General features: G+C 48.7%; 14 protein-coding genes. 4 read left to right on the top strand and 10 right to left on the bottom strand.

What is annotated here, in order from left to right; all coding sequences use genetic code 11:
- Positions 1 to 187: 187 nt before the first annotated feature.
- On the bottom strand, positions 188 to 1,363 hold the full coding sequence (locus ABEA66_RS25530; RefSeq protein ID WP_345591976.1) for an MFS transporter: 1,176 nt from the start codon (positions 1,361 to 1,363) through the stop codon (positions 188 to 190).
- Between the two features lie 194 nt (positions 1,364 to 1,557).
- Between ABEA66_RS25530 and ABEA66_RS25525 the strand changes: the two genes are divergently transcribed.
- Complete coding sequence (locus tag ABEA66_RS25525) at positions 1,558 to 2,454, top strand: AraC family transcriptional regulator (protein WP_345591974.1); 897 nt, start codon at positions 1,558 to 1,560, stop codon at positions 2,452 to 2,454.
- Positions 2,455 to 2,619: 165 nt separating this feature from the next.
- Here the strand turns inward: ABEA66_RS25525 and ABEA66_RS25520 are convergent, their stop codons facing one another.
- From ABEA66_RS25520 to ABEA66_RS25500, 5 genes are all read right to left on the bottom strand, one after another.
- Positions 2,620 to 3,822: a trans-sulfuration enzyme family protein gene (locus tag ABEA66_RS25520; RefSeq protein ID WP_345591973.1), complete on the bottom strand. Its 1,203-nt coding sequence runs from the start codon at positions 3,820 to 3,822 to the stop codon at positions 2,620 to 2,622.
- Positions 3,823 to 3,859: 37 nt separating this feature from the next.
- Entirely contained in the window at positions 3,860 to 4,696 is an 837-nt protein-coding gene (locus ABEA66_RS25515) for a carbohydrate ABC transporter permease (protein WP_345591972.1), read from the bottom strand.
- Positions 4,696 to 5,628, bottom strand: a complete 933-nt coding sequence (locus ABEA66_RS25510) for a carbohydrate ABC transporter permease (RefSeq protein ID WP_345591970.1) — start codon at positions 5,626 to 5,628, stop codon at positions 4,696 to 4,698. Before ABEA66_RS25510 ends, ABEA66_RS25515 begins: the two co-directional genes overlap by 1 nt.
- 66 nt (positions 5,629 to 5,694) lie before the next feature.
- Positions 5,695 to 7,017 carry an ABC transporter substrate-binding protein gene (locus tag ABEA66_RS25505; RefSeq protein ID WP_079913770.1) on the bottom strand — a complete coding sequence of 441 codons (1,323 nt, stop codon included), beginning with the start codon at positions 7,015 to 7,017 and terminating at the stop codon, positions 5,695 to 5,697.
- A 360-nt stretch (positions 7,018 to 7,377) separates the two neighbouring features.
- A complete protein-coding gene (locus ABEA66_RS25500; protein WP_079913771.1) occupies positions 7,378 to 8,049 on the bottom strand; it encodes a FadR/GntR family transcriptional regulator in 672 nt (223 codons plus the stop codon).
- Between the two features lie 187 nt (positions 8,050 to 8,236).
- Between ABEA66_RS25500 and ABEA66_RS25495 the strand changes: the two genes are divergently transcribed.
- Positions 8,237 to 9,337, top strand: coding sequence for a PRK06851 family protein (locus ABEA66_RS25495; RefSeq protein WP_345591966.1), 1,101 nt, complete (start codon positions 8,237 to 8,239; stop codon positions 9,335 to 9,337).
- Positions 9,338 to 9,607: 270 nt separating this feature from the next.
- Here ABEA66_RS25495 and ABEA66_RS25490 read toward each other — a convergent pair whose 3' ends face one another.
- Positions 9,608 to 10,948, bottom strand: coding sequence for a gluconate:H+ symporter (locus ABEA66_RS25490; RefSeq protein WP_345591964.1), 1,341 nt, complete (start codon positions 10,946 to 10,948; stop codon positions 9,608 to 9,610).
- A gap of 280 nt (positions 10,949 to 11,228) precedes the next feature.
- Between ABEA66_RS25490 and ABEA66_RS25485 the strand changes: the two genes are divergently transcribed.
- Both ABEA66_RS25485 and ABEA66_RS25480 read left to right on the top strand, forming a co-directional pair.
- Positions 11,229 to 11,543: a sensor histidine kinase gene (locus ABEA66_RS25485; protein ID WP_345591962.1), complete on the top strand. Its 315-nt coding sequence runs from the start codon at positions 11,229 to 11,231 to the stop codon at positions 11,541 to 11,543.
- A 298-nt stretch (positions 11,544 to 11,841) separates the two neighbouring features.
- Positions 11,842 to 12,249 carry a hypothetical protein gene (locus ABEA66_RS25480; RefSeq protein WP_079915108.1) on the top strand — a complete coding sequence of 136 codons (408 nt, stop codon included), beginning with the start codon at positions 11,842 to 11,844 and terminating at the stop codon, positions 12,247 to 12,249.
- Positions 12,250 to 12,662: 413 nt separating this feature from the next.
- On the opposite strand, the gene ABEA66_RS25475 is transcribed toward ABEA66_RS25480, so the two are convergent.
- From ABEA66_RS25475 to ABEA66_RS25465, 3 genes are all read right to left on the bottom strand, one after another.
- Complete coding sequence (locus tag ABEA66_RS25475) at positions 12,663 to 12,839, bottom strand: hypothetical protein (protein ID WP_179136333.1); 177 nt, start codon at positions 12,837 to 12,839, stop codon at positions 12,663 to 12,665.
- 554 nt (positions 12,840 to 13,393) lie between these two features.
- Positions 13,394 to 13,669, bottom strand: coding sequence for a GntT/GntP/DsdX family permease (locus ABEA66_RS25470; protein WP_345591958.1), 276 nt, complete (start codon positions 13,667 to 13,669; stop codon positions 13,394 to 13,396).
- A gap of 76 nt (positions 13,670 to 13,745) precedes the next feature.
- The gene (locus tag ABEA66_RS25465) at positions 13,746 to 15,728 is read right to left on the bottom strand and encodes a methyl-accepting chemotaxis protein (RefSeq protein WP_345591956.1); all 1,983 of its coding nucleotides are present in this window, start codon (positions 15,726 to 15,728) and stop codon (positions 13,746 to 13,748) included.
- Between the last annotated feature and the right edge of the window lie 228 nt (positions 15,729 to 15,956).

Raw genomic sequence — 15,956 nt, 5'->3', positions numbered from 1 at the left:
GACGTATGATCTGTATTCCGTGGGAGGAATTCCCTGATCAGCAGATTCATTTTAATAGATTCATAGCGGAATTACTATAATCTGGTCGATTTTTGTCATTTGATGATTATCGTAGAGAGAAAGAGAGGGAGGGAATACGAAACGAAATAGCACCGGCCAACGTTAGTTGAAAGCCAAGACAGCATTGTCAAAATAAACGTCTGCTGTGTGCGGTCGATGCCTTAATTCTATTTTTACTTAAGGAGAAAATGGCTGACAGGGTAGCCAAGATAACAATCAGTCCGCCAACCCAAGTGTTCATTGTTACAGAATAATAGTTTAAAATCAATCCCCCAACGATAGAGCCTGCTGCAACTCCTATATGTAAAGACGATGTATTAAAACTTAGCTGGATATCCGAAGATTCCGGAGCTGTCTGTATTAGGTAGCTTTGAATAGCGGGACTTGGCGCCATATTAAATGCACACCAGACGATGACGGCGATGAGTAACGGAAAGATTGAACCCGTAGAATAAGGCAATAAGAATATCGCTAGCGCATGCAGCAGGAGAGTGATGATCATTGTCTTGCCGTTGCCAAGTTTATCGGAGGACCAACCTCCAATCCATCCTCCTGCTATCCCTGCTAATCCATATACAAGCAGGACAAGACTAATCATGTTTGTTGACAGCCCCATCGTCTCGTTCAAAAAAGGTGTAATGTAAGCATAGATTGTGAATTGGCCAGTCATCTGTAAGATCGAGATCAAATGAGCGGATAAGATTTTAGAATCCTTAAGCGTTCGAAGCTGATCTCGCAACGGGACTCCTGGACGCGGAGCAACCTGTGGAAGATATCGATTGACTGCCCAGGCCACGATTAAGGTAAGAGCCCCGACCAAAGCAAAAGTTGAGCGCCACCCCCAGATATCACCGATGAATGTGCCAAGAGGGACGCCGATGACAAGGGATGCGCTTATCCCCATAAAAATAACACCGATCGCGCGGCCTCTTAATTCGGGTGCAACGATGCTTGAAGCCATAACGATAGAAAGAACAACAACAATCGAGCAGCTTGCTGCAAGTATAATTCTCGAAATAAGAAGAATTGTAAAGTTAGGGCTAACTATCGATATCATATTTCCTGCGAAAAAGACAAGCATGGCAGCAGTCAATAATTTTCTGCGCTCAACTTTAGAGGTAAGGTTGATGAGTAATGGTGAGCCAAAAGCGAATACGAGTGAATAGACAGTAATCAATTGGCCTGCGGTACCTGCAGAGACATTCAGATCTTGGGCGATCATATCAATGATTCCAGCAATGACGAGCTCGACCGTACCTACTACGAACGAGGCAATGGCCAAAATCCATATTCTTTTATCCATTTCAATCTCCTTTAATATCTCTTTAGTCGTTTCTAGTGCTATCCCCTAGGTTGCTTTCATTTTTACACAGATTCCTTTCATTCTCGTAGACTATTTGAAGCACATTATTGCCTAATCCTATCAATAGCATTGAGATATTATGAAAGTTGGAGTTATGATAAAAAAACAAAAATGCTTGAAGGATGTGAAGGTGGATGGAAAAACGTGCCGAATTGTCCAATCTTATTGAAAAATTCACAGCGCAAGACGGGGTGCATTCAACGATTATTTCCTCGCTAGAATTGATTCGCAGTTCTACAACTACATTGCCCGTACTCAGGGTTCATGAGCCGGCGCTTTGTATTGTCACGCAGGGTTCAAAGGTCGTTATGCTCGAACAAGAACGTTACTCTTATGGACCTTCCAATTATTTAGTTGTATCAGTCGACTTGCCGATCTCTGCTCAAATTACAGAAGCCTCTCTTGAAAATCCGTATTTGTGCATACGTCTTAAGCTGGAGCCCATGCAAATCTTTGATATTTTAAAAGAGTCATCTTCCGAATCAATGAAAAAGAGGGAAATGCGAAGAGGCATATTCGTTACGGAAACGAACCAATCCATAATAGATGCTGTAATAAGACTCGTCCATCTGCTAGAAACACCGGAAGATGTCCCAATTCTTGGGCCGTTGATCATTCGGGAAATCTACTATAGGGTTCTGAAGGGTGAGCAAGGGTATCTCAGACAGATTGCACTGGATGGAAGCAACATGCAGCGTATCGTTAGAGTAATTAATCAGATCAAAAACAATTATGCTGCCCCTCTTCATATCGAAGAGTTAGCGCATTCCATTCATATGAGTCCTGCGTCGCTATTTCGCCATTTCAAAGAAGTGGCCGCAATGAGTCCTCTGCAATATCAAAAAAAGATCCGGCTTCTGGAGGCAAGGCGTCTTTTATTATCAGAAGCGATAGATGCAGCTGAGGCAGGATTTAGAGTTGGCTATGAAAGTCCTTCTCAGTTTAGCCGTGAATATAAAAGAATGTTTGGAATGCCTCCCGTCAGCGATATCAAACAATTGCAGCAATCATATGGTCCTCTATCTACTTAATTAAACCTTCGCAACTACAAAATTCTGATCAACGGCAAAGCGCTCTTTATACCTATTACAATAACCACAGATATCAATGGGAACGCAAAAAAGATGACTCCTGTGCAGTAAAGGAATCATCTTTTGTCAACCCGCCTAAACTTCAAGTCCTTTTTATAAATGTCCCTATCCCCCGCCCAACCCCTGACTCGCCTGCTCGATATCCTCAATAAGCACCTGCGGATGCTCCAGACCGATATACAGCCGAACGATCGAGCCTTGGACAGACCCGCGGCCCGGAACGGATCGCCCTACGGTAACCAGGCTCTCGTACCCGCCCCAGCTGACGCCAATCCGGAAATAGGTAAGCCTCCCGGCCCATGCCTTCATTTCTTCCGGCGGCAGGTCGGTCTCGAAGGAGAACAGGCTGCTGAAGCCGCGCATCTGCCGCTTCGCCAGCTCGTGCTGTGGGTATGATGGGAGTCCCGGGTGGTTGACCTTCCTCACGAAGGGCAGCTGTTCAAGATGCCGTGCTACCGCGATCCCATTCTGCTCCAGCTTCTCCATACGCAGAGGCAGCGTCCGCAAGCCTCGCATGGTCAAGGACGCCGAATGAGGCGTCATGATGCCTCCGAGCAGCAGATATTCGCTGCGATTGATCCGGCGGAGCATGGACTCGCTCCCGATCAGCACGCCGCCGATAATATCGCTGTGACCGCCGATATATTTGCTGATGGAATGCAGGACGAGGTCGATGCCGAATTCGAACGGATTTTGAAAGCATGGCGTCGCCCATGTATTATCGATGATCGTGACCGCTCCAATGCTGCGAGCAAGCTCTGCACAAGCGCGCAGGTCCTGGAGCCGGAACGTCTGCGTCGTCGGGCTCTCCAAATACATCACCCGCGTATTGGACCGAACCGCAGCATGAAATGCCTCTATAGACGTCCCGTCGACGAAGGTCGTCTCTACGCCATACTGCGTAAGAAATACGCTCAGCAGCTCGCGTGTTGGCCCATAGGCTTGGTCTACGCAGAGGACATGGTCGCCGGAGCGGACCTGGGACAGGATCGCCGTCGAAATCGCCGCCATCCCTGATGCGAAGCAGCGGGCCTTCTCTCCGCCCTGAAGAGCGGCCAAACGCCTCTCCAGCTGCTGCACGGTCGGATTATGACCTCGTGAATAGACAGGGATGTCGTCATCCCCTGCCATGGCCTGATCGAATTCCTCATAAGTGGAGAAGGTGAACAGGCTGTTCTGGTAAATGGGCATGACAACCGCACCCTGGTGCTTCTCGTCATGCGGATCATGAGCAACAAGCGTGCTCGGATCGATAATACCGCGGGGTCCGTTACTCCCGTTATCCGTTCTTCCTTGCTTAGAGTCCAATGGGAATTCTCCCTTCAGATAGTTTTCACCGCTGTGGCTAACCCTTCACCGCTCCTTGCGTCAACCCCTCGACGATAAAGCGCTGGCAAATCGCGAACAGAATGACGGTCGGGATGACGGACAGCACCGTTGCGGCCGACATGGAGCCCCAGTCGATATCGAACTTGGTAATGAACGAATTCATCGCGACAGGCAGCGTCTTGGAGTTTTCCTTATCAATAAACATTATGGCCATGAACAGCTCGTTCCAGTTCTGCACGAAGGCAAAAATAAACGTAGCCGATATCCCCGGCATCATAATCGGAACGATTACGCGGAACAGCGCGCTCATTCGGGAGCAGCCGTCCACCATAGCCGCCTCTTCCAGGCTTGCCGGAATGCGCTGAAAAAAGCCCCTCAGCATAATCGTACAGAACGGGACGAGCCCGACCGTATACATGAGAATCAAAGCGCCCTGCTTGTTCAACAGCCCCATCCGCGACATCATCCAATACAAGGTGCTGAAGCCGATAAACAACGGTACCATTTGCGTCACGAAAAAAGCCAGCATCAGCTGCCGGCTCCCCCGGAAGGTAAACCGGGCCAGAACATAGCCGCTCAAAATCGTCACTGCCAATACGATAGCCGCCGAAGTAAGAGAAATGGCAAGACTGTTGCCGATATAGATGTGGAATTTGGATATTTTGAAGATTTGCACATAATTTTCGAAGGAAATTTGCCTTGGCCAATACTGCAGCGGCAGCGTAAATATCTCGTTCCTGGGCTTCAGCGACGTAATGACCATCCAATATAACGGAAATACCATAAACACTAGATAGACGGCAAGAACGATGGTTTTTCCTATTTTTCCGGGTAATGACAATCGTTTGTTCATTAGAAATCACCCGCTTTTTCCGCTTTCGTCGCGAACAAATAAAAGGTCGTAAACAACACCAGAATGGCGATACAAAGGATGCCTATGGCGCTTGCTTGTCCGTAGTCTCCCGAGAAGACGATTTTATCCAGCATGTACGTCGTCAAAATATGAGTGGAGCCCGCCGGGCCGCCGTTGGTCATCCCGTAGATCAGGTCGGGGAAATTGAAAATCCATATGACGCGCAGCGCTGTCGTGGAAATAATCGTAGGCATAATATACGGAATCGTGACCTGGAACAGCTGGTGGAAGCCGCTCGCCCCATCCATCTCCGCCGCTTCGTACAGCTCTGACGGCACGGATTGCAGCGCTGCCAGCAGCATAATGGCGAAGAACGCCACCCCGTACCATATGTTCGCTATGATAACGGAGAACATCGCCCATTTCGGGTCGGACAGAAATCCGATCCGCTCTGTAATCAATCCAAGCTTCAGCAAAAGGTCGTTAATGACGCCGATCTGTCCGTTAAACAGCCACCGCCATATAATGCCGATCAAGAAGCCGGATAACGCCCAGGAATAAAAAACAAACCCTTGATATACCCCGCGTCCCGGAAAGCTTCTGCGCATCAACAGCGCCAGCATGAAGCCGATCAGAAACTGCAGGATAAGCGATATAACAACCCATAAAGCGGTATTTTTCAGGATGGTTTTGAACTGGGCATTACTTAGCACGGTTTCAAAATTTTTGAACCCGACATAATGGACATCGGTCAGGTTGAAGAGCGAATAATTTTGAAAGGCTACGCTGATGCCCTTCAGGATAGGAAAGTAGGTGAAGCCGAAGACGAGGAGCAAGGCGGGAAGCAGGCATAAGAAAATAAAGGTCTGCGTACGGTTCAGCCGAAACGGTCTGCCTCCCTCCCGTAACGGCTGCGCAATGCGTTGTTTCATCCGAGGTCCCTCCCATGATAGAGGTGACGGGCAGCACGAGGTCTGCCCGCCGGTGGATCATGCGTCTTATTTCCCCTGCTTCTTCTCGTTAATCCAGTAAGCGTCCCATTTTTTCAGAGCGTCATCGATCGACATCTGTCCGAGCAGGACCGCCTGCGCGTCCTGCTGGACGATTTTACGCCATTCGCCGAAGCCCTTGTAATCCGTCTCCGGCTTGTATGGGATGTAGTGGGCGGTATCGTTCGCCATATCGATATAAGGCTTGTAGGCGCCTTCCTTGAAATATTTATCGACGGAGGCGCTGTTATGAATCGGGATAACCCCCGCGACCTTAGTGAAGACAGCGTTTTGCTCCGGACTGGAGATGAATTCGATGAGCTTCCACGCTTCCTTAGGATGCTTGGAATAAGAGGTGACACCCCAGCCTGCGGCCCCTACCTTGTAGTGGGATGCTCCGGTCGGACCTGTCGGCATCGGTGCGGTTGCCCATGTGCCTTCCTTCAGCTTTTGCTTCACCGGATCAATCGTGTCCGGGTCCTGAATCAGCATCGCGGTAGCTCCGGACACAAAGCCCTGCACCTGCTCGGCAAACGCCCAGTTGACGGAATCCTTCGGCGAGCCTTCCTTATACAGGCTTACGTACAGCTGCATCCCCTGCTTGGCCTCCGGCGTGCTGAAGATGGTGGCCCCGCTCTTCAGGAACATCGCATCGTCCGTATTGACGTTCTTTCCATTGTAATCGCGCAGCAGATCGACAATATAGCCGTCCGCACCGGACCCTCCACGGAACGAATAGCCGAAGCGATTGTTCGCCGGATCGGTCAACGCCTTGGCCGCTTTATTCAAGTCGTCCCACGTTTTCGGAGGGGTCAGACCCTTTTGATCGAACCAGTCTTTTCGGTAAAACAGCATTTTTTGATATAGTCCATAGGGTATGTAATAGGGCTTCTGGTCAATGTAGTTTGCCATGGCGAGTGAGTTGGCGTTGAGGTCCTTGTAGCTGCTCCAAGAGGAGGTATAAGAGGTTAAATCGGCAATCCATTTGTTGGTGACGAACTGCTTCACGGTGACGTCCCGTACTTCCAGTACGTCGAGATCTTCTTTGGCGGCAAGCATCGTGGAGATTTTGTTATCTGCGCTTTCTAGCGGAGGCGAGATGAGCTCGACCTTGATGTTGGGGTTTGCGGATTCGAAGCTGGCGATCATTTTCTTGATGACATCCGTTCGAGCCGGACTGGTTAAGCTTTCAATCATCTTCAATGTGACGGTTCCGGAGCCTCCGCCCCCATCCGTCGATCCCTTCGTTTCGCCGCTGGAGCACCCGCTTAGGGCCCCGGCCGCCAATACTGGAATCAGTGAAACGGCTAACCATCGTTTTGTCCCCTTCACAACAACCAACCTCCACTGGTTTATTTGCTTTTGCTATACAAGACTTGAGTCTGATATAGTCCCCCGCTGAATTGTTACAGAAGCACTTTCCCATGAGATGACCTGTATACCTGTCAGATAGCAAGCTTGCAGCTCGTTACCTCAGGCTTCAGAGATGTTGAGGTTTCCAAATGATCATATTCCAGTCTCCATTAACCTATCTACCTGTATGACAGGTTAAGGACAGCTAATTAACCAAATCATAATATGGGGGTGGGATGAAGTCAATAGCATTTTGTTATGTTTCCTGACTCATTTTTATGCATTGGAAGCGATTTATCGAATTATGCAGAATAATGATGTAACTTAAGATAACATGTATTATACACCGCGGATCGACCGTTCCATGCTGTCCATCAGTTTATGAAGCTCCTCACATGCTTTTGTCGGATTCCGTTCAACAATAGCGTCGAATAAAGTCTTGTGGAACGGAAAGCTGTCGTTGAATATTTCCTGCCGTCCCAGGGGCGCATTCCAGAACACCGAGAACAGCTCCCATACGGACTCGACCAGACTTTGCAAAATGGGATTGCCCGCAGCCTTATAAATCGCCTGGTGAAACTTCATATCTGCCGCCGAGCTTCCCGGCCCTTCCGTCACTTCGATTTCGTACAAGTAATCCTGCATTTCCTCGATTTGCTCTTGTGTCGCGCGCTGAGCCGCCAGCTGGACTGCAAGCACCTCTAACGCCCGGCGTACCTCCATCAGCTGCAGCAAAGCGGATTTCTCGTCCTCGATTTGAATTTTGGCGGACATTTGGTAATGGGCGGTATCCTTCACGTAGATTCCTTTGCCGTTCACCACCTCGACCACATCGGTCGCTTCCAGATAACGGAGCGCTTCCCGCAGTGAAGAGCGTCCGACTCCCAAAAGCTTCATGATGGCTTCAGCCGAAGGAAGCTTGTCTCCCTGCTTCAGGCCCCGCTCCCTGATGAACGTTTTGAGCTCATCGGCAACCATCTCATGCATCCTGAGCTTGTTTATTTTTTTCATGCGTCGTCTCTCCCTTTCCTCCACCCATGGACAGCAGCATTTTAGATCATTATAGCAATTATGGTTAGGAAAAGAAGCCGCTGTTTCGTTATTTTGTGACTAACGCAAATTAGCCGCACCTTTTTATCCCCTCCCTAATACGATGAATTAGGCAACCAAGACATTAGCCTAGAAAGGTGTGTCGGTAATGAAAGGGACTATCCTACACTTTTTTGCAGGCGGCAATACGGCCCGCGGCTTCTCGAGTCTATTTGACTCCTCATTGCAAGGACTAGACCGGATTTATATTCTAAAAGGAGGACCGGGAACCGGGAAGTCGAGCTTGATTCGCTTCATCGGCGATCACCTGGTTCATAACGGGCACGACATTCACCTGATCCACTGTGCTTCGGACAGCGATTCCCTGGATGGGCTGATCGTACCTAGACTCAAAATCGGCATTGTCGATGGAACCGCCCCTCACGTTATTGAGCCTAAGCTGCCGGGTGCTGTGGAGCAGTACGTCAATCTGGGGGAAGCCTGGAATGCCGCTGAGCTGAGGGCACAACAAGAGACGATCGCGGCCTTGAACGGCCAAATCAAGCAAGCTTATGAGCGCGCTTATGCCGGATTCGCTGAAGCTCTGAGGATTCATGATGAGTGGGAAGCGGTGTATATTGATACGATGGATTTTGCCGCAGCCGATGAGCTGACAGAGGAATATAAGGATATTTTATTCGGTGACCGTAAGCTGGAGAAGGAAAGCCGTGTCGATCACCGGTTTCTGGGAGCCGCTACCCCTGCAGGAGCCGTCGACTTCGTCCCTAATTTGACAGAAGGGCTGCCACGACGCTTTTTCCTCAAGGGACGTCCTGGCTCCGGCAAATCCACTATGCTGAAAAAGCTGGCGGCTGCAGCCATCGATCGCGGCTTCGACATTGAAATCTATCATTGCGGCTTCGATCCGAACAGCCTAGACATGATCATTGTCCGCGAGCTTGGTTTCGCTGTTTTTGACAGCACGGCTCCGCATGAATATTTCCCTGACCGCGCCGGGGACGATATCATCGATATGTATCTCCGCTGCATCAAGCCGGGGACGGATGAAGCTAACGCCGAAGTGCTGGGCAGCATCAAACAGCGGTATACCGCTCAAATGAAGCAGTCCACGCAGCATTTGGCTGAAGCCAAAGCTCTTCATGACGAGCTGGAGCGGATCTATGTGCAGGCTATGGATTTCCGGGTTGTGGACCGCATTCGCGAGCGGATCTTGCAGGAGATTTCCGAGTTTACGGTTTTGAGCGATTAACGGTCAAATAGGGAAGCTGTCTAGAAGCTTCACTGGTGTTGAAAGACCTATCATCGAAAAAGTGCGAAAGGTGATAGGTGGGGTATCCCCTGGAGGAGCGGTAGCGTCCGCCTTTGTTCTCGAGAAATTCCCGCTAAACCGAATATAATCAAGATTTCTCGAGAACAACAGCGGCTGGAAGGGGATACCCCACCGGGGTACCAAGCAAATTTTTCGGATTTCAGGCTTTAACACACAAGGAAGCTGCCATGAAGCTTCCCTTCTTTTTTCTCAATGAATGAACAAGCTCAAAAATAAAACGATAAGCAAGCCGACCACCGAGTTCGTCAGCTCAAGCAAGCCCCATGTCTTGAACGTATCCTTAATCGATAAATTGAAATATTCCTTGAACAGCCAGAACGCGGCATCGTTCACATGCGTAATCGTATTGCTGGCGGAAGCGGTGGCAAGCACCATCAGCGCAGGGTCCACATGGAACGTAGGGACGAGCGGCCCTACAATGCCTGCCGCCGTAATAGCCGAGACCGTCCCCGCTCCGGTAGCCAGCCTCAGAATGACCGTGATGATCCACGCCATTATAAAGGGGGAAATGACCGAATTCTGCATCAAGGCCGCAATGTAATTGCCGACGCCCGAATCGGAAATAACCTGCTTGAATGCGCCGCCGGAGCCGATGATGAAGATGATCATGGCAACCGACCCGATGGCATCGGCGAACGAGGCCATAATCTCCGGCATCTTTTTGCCTCGGTTTAGCCCGAAGGCAAAGATCCCGACAATGACGGCGATGAGCATGCTGATGACCGCGCTTCCCAGGAAGTTGATGATAAGAAAAGCCTCGCTCTTGGGATCCAGAAACAGCTTGAGCAGGGTCGCGGCAGTTATAATGATGGCCGGAATAAGCGGCACGAACAAGCTGATTCCGAAGCCGGGCATTTCCCGTTCGGTGAACACTCTAGGCTTTTGCAGCATGGGGGGCGCCGGCTTGTCCAGATTTCTCAATAGCTTCGGCAAAAGAATGCCTGAACAGATAATCGTCGGAATGGCCACGATGATGCCGTAAATGTAAACCAATCCCATATCCGCATGGTAGGCGGATACAAGGGCTGTTGGCCCCGGCTGCGGCGGGAATAAGCTGTGCGCCGTGGTTGCCGCAGCTACCATCGTCATGCCGAGAGGAAGAAAGGCGACCTCCGCTTCAATCGCAATACTAACGACCAGCGGAGCCAGAATAACGAAAGCCACCTCATAGAACATCGACACTCCAAAGATGAGGCCGGACAGCATGATCGCCCACTGCACATTTTTTTTGCCGAATTTATTCAAGATGGTCGTAGCTACCCGCTGGGCGGCTCCTGAATCGACCATCAGCTTCCCGATAACGACCCCGAAGCCGATGATGAGGGCCAAGCTTCCCAAGGTGCTTCCAAACCCGTTCTGGATGGACAGCACCAGTTTGTCTAAAGGCTCTCCTTCCAGTATACCGACGATCACCGATACGATAAGCAGTGCCAGCACGCTGTTCAGCTTGAACGTGATATTCAGAACCAGCATCATGACGACACCGAGAGCTATCCAAATTAAAGGCAAAGCTTCCACTAGCCAGGTCATCCTGCTTCCTCCTCCAGTTGTGCCTAGATGTCAATTTTTGCGGCAAACCTTCTGCTAATTTTGCATTTTTTGTAAAAACCTTCCGACGTCTAGTTTGCGAATAGCCTACCTATTTTATGCAGCTCGGAGGACATGAGCAGGCTGGCTTGGCCATTCATGACCCATCCAAAAACAGAACTAACCCCACAATAGAGACTTGGCTTCAAAGCTGATTCAGTGACTTTAAGGTAACCCCCAAATCTGCGCGGACAGCCTCAAGCAGGAGAGCGGACATCTGATCTTGCCTTATGAAGGCGTTGAAACGATGGTCAGCTTCTATACTTCGCGGGCTACCGGCTGGAAAATTATCGGCGTCGTGCCTTTTACCGAGAAGTCCTGGTGGATTCAAAACGTTCGTCTCGCGCTATACATCATCGTCGCCTTGGCTACGGTATTGATCGCCGTACTGTCGGTGCTAATGTCCAGAGCGATAACCAGGCCTTTAAAGCAGCTGAAGCACAATATGCGACGGGTTGAGGGCGGGAATTTCTCTGCAGCGGTGGAGGTGTCCAGCGGAGATGAGATCGGACGTCTCAGGACAAGTCTTCCGGAATAGAAAAAGAACCGCGCAGAATGGGCATCTGCGCGGTTCTTTTTCTATTGTTTAGGAAATTATGATTTCATCGTCTATGGATAAGTTATGTGTAAATTTGTCAATAAGCGAAGAAGTTGCTTATTCACACGAAAGGTGATTGTGTACTATTACTATAATTATACTTGAAATATTTGTATATTATGTTATATTATATATGTACTAACAAATACTAACATTGAAGGAGTTATTATCAAAATTAATTCCTCAATTTGGTAGTTTTGTGAGACGAAAAAAATTATTAAAGAGGAGTGTTTTAGCTATGAAAAAACTGATCGCATCCACTTTCGCAACGTGTCTTTTATTTGCTTCTGCTGTTCCAGCTTTCGCTCAAGATAATAATCAGGCTGCTTCTTCAACCATTGCAAGTGTAGTAGCTGCTAATCAAGTTTCGAATGCTCAGCTAGCCGCATTTTCTATTAATTTTTCCTGGAAGTCAGTTCCTAATCTATATAGATACGACTTCGCTGCTATTAATCTAACTGATAATTATACTTTTGAATTTGGTAGTCAGACTGCGACTGATAGAAATATTACCGGATTTGTACCCGGGAAATCTTATAGGGTTGTAGTTACCGCATATGATGCAAACTTTAATAATATTGGTTCAGGGTACGTTCAGTTTGTTGCCAGTTCTTCAACGACCAGCTATTATATTAATTTAAATTAAATAGCACGAAGAAAGCGTACTTACTCAACATTTGTAAAGTAAAATCGACGAATCGCGAGCTCATCGCGATAGTTCAACAGAAAACCAACAAATACCGCTCACTTATTGGTTTCTACAAACCGGTAAAGGAGCGGTATTTTTTTATTCATTCATTTATTTTTGAAACAGTTTTAGTTGTTACGACCGGCAGCCGCGGGCATTGCGCATATAAGTCTTCAGACCTATACCGGGCAAAATAAATTCAATCCTTTATACAATTGAAGAAAATAAATAATTTTTTTTAAAATAATGGGCCTTGGCTTCGAAGCTGATTCAGGTACTTTACGGGGAGCCCCGAAATTATAAAGTCTATAATAGCAAAAAAAGAGCCTGACGCTTCATCGCGTTCAGACTCTCTTTATTGAAAATCAGGGTTACTTTTTCCGGCTGGCGTTCATTTCATATTTGTTCCGGTGAAATTCCTTGACGATATCCTTTAAAAAAATCGTTTCTTGCTCGGTCAAGCCATGCTGATTGCTTTTATGAACCAAATTCCCAATATGGCGTTTTAATATTTCGCTCCGACGTCCCAGCAGTTCCTCGTGATTCAACTGTGTCACTCCCTGTGTGATATGGTTTCTCTAGTCTATTCTATTAAGTATATCAAACCGTTTTTTTCGAGAAAAACCGCGTTTGGCCACCCAAAACCGGAAATACCCCAAAATCTCCGAAAAAGCGACAAACAATGCCACTGGGACGAATCTATACTGGCCTATTCTCATCGAGATTAGGTTCTTCACCGCATTAACGCGTCTTTCCTTCTTCTCGCTGCTAATTCCACAGCATTTCCTTCTACACGAGCGACGATGCAGCAGCGCCGCTCTCCTCTTCTTTAAACAACAAAAAGGCGTTCTTATGAACGCCTGGAGTCTGTAGAGAAACCCGCTTGTCCTGAAAATGGTGAAAGGTGTAGGGGGGTATCCCCTGGAGGAGCGGTAGCATCCGCCTTTGTTCTCGAGAAATTCCCGCCAAACCGAATATAATCAAGATTTCTCGAGAACAACAGCGGCCGGAAGGGGATACCCCACCGGGGTACCAAGCAAATTTTTCGGATTTCAGGCTTTAACACACAAGGAAGCTGCCATGAAGCTTCCCTTCTTTTTTCTCAATGAATGAACAAGCTCAAAAATAAAACGATAAGCAAGCCGACCACCGAGTTCGTCAGCTCAAGCAAGCCCCATGTCTTGAACGTATCCTTAATCGATAAATTGAAATATTCCTTGAACAGCCAAAACGCGGCATCGTTCACATACGTAATCGTATTGCTGGCGGAAGCGGTGGCAAGCACCATCAGCGCAGGGTCCACATGGAACGTAGGAACGAGCGGCCCCACAATGCCTGCCGCCGTAATAGCCGAGACCGTCCCCGCTCCGGTAGCCATGTCCCCCCAAAATTTATATTCTACAACGACAAAAAAAGCACAGACCGCAGGGTCCGTGCCTTTTGTGTAAATAACCTTAGTACGTAAACTTCTGAATCAACGCCTTGAGCTCCTCCGCCAAAGAAGCCAGATTTTGCGCGGAAGCCGAAATTTCCTGCATCGACGCCAGCTGCTCCTCCGCCGATGCCGCAACCTCCTCCGACGTCGCCGCATTCCCTTTCGCAATAAGAGCTAGCTCATTCGCGACCGCCGTGACCTCCTGCACTCCGGCGGAAATCTGCGCGGTAATGGCTGATACCTCGTCAATATGAGGGGCTGTTTGTTTCATGCTGCCCAGTATTTGCTCGAACTTATAAATGGCCTCGTTGGATATCTGCAGCCCGCCTTCTACATCCTTGGTCACTTTCTCCGCGTTCTCGACCGATTCCTTCGTTTCCCGTTGAATTTCCTCGATCAAGTCGGAGATTTGGGCCGCAGAGACTTGAGATTGCTCCGCCAATTTGCGTACCTCGTTGGCTACGACCGCAAAGCCTTTGCCATGCTCGCCTGCGCGGGCCGCTTCTATGGCTGCATTCAGTGCCAGCAAATTTGTTTGCCGTGCAATGCCGCCGATCACCTCAGAGATCGAGCTGATTTCCTTGGAACGATCATACAACGACCGGATCATCTGGTCCGACTTCTGTACGGATTCGTGAATCGAGTACATTTGCTCCACCACCTGCGTCACCGATTCCTCCCCTTCCTCTGCCTGCACGGTTGTGTGCTTGGAAAGGGCGGACAGCTCGTTCACGCTCTCTACAATCCGGGCAATACCGTTCGCAATTTCCTGAAGGGACTGGGCATTATGCTCAACGCCGCCCATCTGCTTCTCGGCGCTGCCTGCCACCTCTTGTATAGCCGAAGTCACCTGCTCCGTTACTGCACTGGTCTGTTGGGAACTGGCCGTCAGCTGCTCCGAGGAAGCCGCAACCATTTCCGAGCGCGCTTCTACATCCTGGATTAAGGAACGGAGATGATGCTGCATTTCGTGAAAAGCGCGGCCGAGATCGCCAATTTCGTCGTTAGATTGAATACGGATCGTCTCCTTCAGCACTCCGTTGCTCACTTTCACCGCATGACCCTTTAATTCCTGAATCGGCTTAATGATCGCTCTCAAGACGAAGTAGATAGAGCATCCTCCAATCAATAAGCATGTAACAATAGTCCAGAGGGTAATATTGAAAATCGGACTAGCGGATTGAAGCACTTCTTCCGAGTCCATCACCCCTACGATCTTCCACCCTACGAGTTCGTTAGTTGTATAGTACAGATTTTTCTCCGAGCCCCCGAGCTTGGTCTCGAATTCTCCCGATTCGTTCTGATACAGACGTTCATAAGCTTCCTCTTGTGCCGGGTCCCCTGATTTGATGGACGGGTGTACGATATATTTCTTGGCTTTATCCAGCAGCATGACATAGCCTTCTCTTCCGACGGTTACAGTTGAAGCCAGCTTCTTGATCTGTTCGATGCTCAGCGTTACCGCCACCACACCGGAGCTGTCGTCTGTCGCCCTCGCAACCGTCACAATAACTTCGCCGGTCACAGCAGAGATGTAGGGCTCTGTAATAATCGCCTTGCCCTTGTTAGCCATCGCCTCCTTGTACCAGTCTCTTGTGCGCGGATCAAAATCCGCCTTCACCTCCTGCTTAGGCACACGGACATACAGCCCCGTTTGCGTACCTAGACTCATGCTGGCCACCTCGGCATGCATTGCCAAATAGGTTTCAAAGCTTTGCCGAATGGCCGGACTCTCTTCTCCCTTGTACATCGCTGCATTGATCTGTTTCGCCAAATAGTCCGCATCATTCATTTTCGGTTGAATAAAACTATTGATGATAGAATCGACCAGCTGAACATTATCGTTGGCACTGTCTACGATCTGCCTTTCGATTTCGAGCTTGGCCTGATTATAGGACAAAATACCTAATATTAAAGAAGGGACGATTAATACGAGCAGGAATGTTATGATCAGCTTCGTTTTAAAATTTCTTCGGAATAAGTTGCGGATTTTCTCTTTCAATTGACATCAGCCTCTCTCATGTTGTAGGTTTTAAGCGGTTCTTGCTCTCGCAGCCCCAGCTCCTGCGCTCCGTTTGTTACAAAGATTTGCATGTTATTGGGCGTAAAGGGAATTTCGCCGGGCTTTGCGCATATAAGTCTACAGACCTATATCGGTCAAAGTAATTCAATCCTTTATACAATTGAAGAAAATAAATATTTTTTTAAAAAACAATGCAGTAAAACTGGA

It is taken from the genome of Paenibacillus vulneris, assembly GCF_039543185.1.
Taxonomy (GTDB): domain Bacteria; phylum Bacillota; class Bacilli; order Paenibacillales; family NBRC-103111; genus Paenibacillus_S; species Paenibacillus_S vulneris.
The sequence above is the reverse complement of the archived record's forward strand: the minus strand, read 5'-3'. Positions and strand labels throughout refer to the sequence as shown.

Bases quoted from the DNA above. Each gene is read 5' to 3' on its own strand.
- ABEA66_RS25530 (WP_345591976.1), bottom strand. From the start codon at position 1,363: ATGGATAAAAGAATATGGATTTTGGCCATTGCCTCGTTCGTAGTAGGT.
- ABEA66_RS25525 (WP_345591974.1), top strand. From the start codon at position 1,558: ATGGAAAAACGTGCCGAATTGTCCAATCTTATTGAAAAATTCACAGCG.
- ABEA66_RS25515 (WP_345591972.1), bottom strand. From the start codon at position 4,696: ATGAACAAACGATTGTCATTACCCGGAAAAATAGGAAAAACCATCGTT.
- ABEA66_RS25510 (WP_345591970.1), bottom strand. From the start codon at position 5,628: ATGAAACAACGCATTGCGCAGCCGTTACGGGAGGGAGGCAGACCGTTT.
- ABEA66_RS25500 (WP_079913771.1), bottom strand. From the start codon at position 8,049: ATGAAAAAAATAAACAAGCTCAGGATGCATGAGATGGTTGCCGATGAG.
- ABEA66_RS25495 (WP_345591966.1), top strand. From the start codon at position 8,237: ATGAAAGGGACTATCCTACACTTTTTTGCAGGCGGCAATACGGCCCGC.
- ABEA66_RS25490 (WP_345591964.1), bottom strand. From the start codon at position 10,948: ATGACCTGGCTAGTGGAAGCTTTGCCTTTAATTTGGATAGCTCTCGGT.
- ABEA66_RS25480 (WP_079915108.1), top strand. From the start codon at position 11,842: ATGAAAAAACTGATCGCATCCACTTTCGCAACGTGTCTTTTATTTGCT.
- ABEA66_RS25470 (WP_345591958.1), bottom strand. From the start codon at position 13,669: ATGGCTACCGGAGCGGGGACGGTCTCGGCTATTACGGCGGCAGGCATT.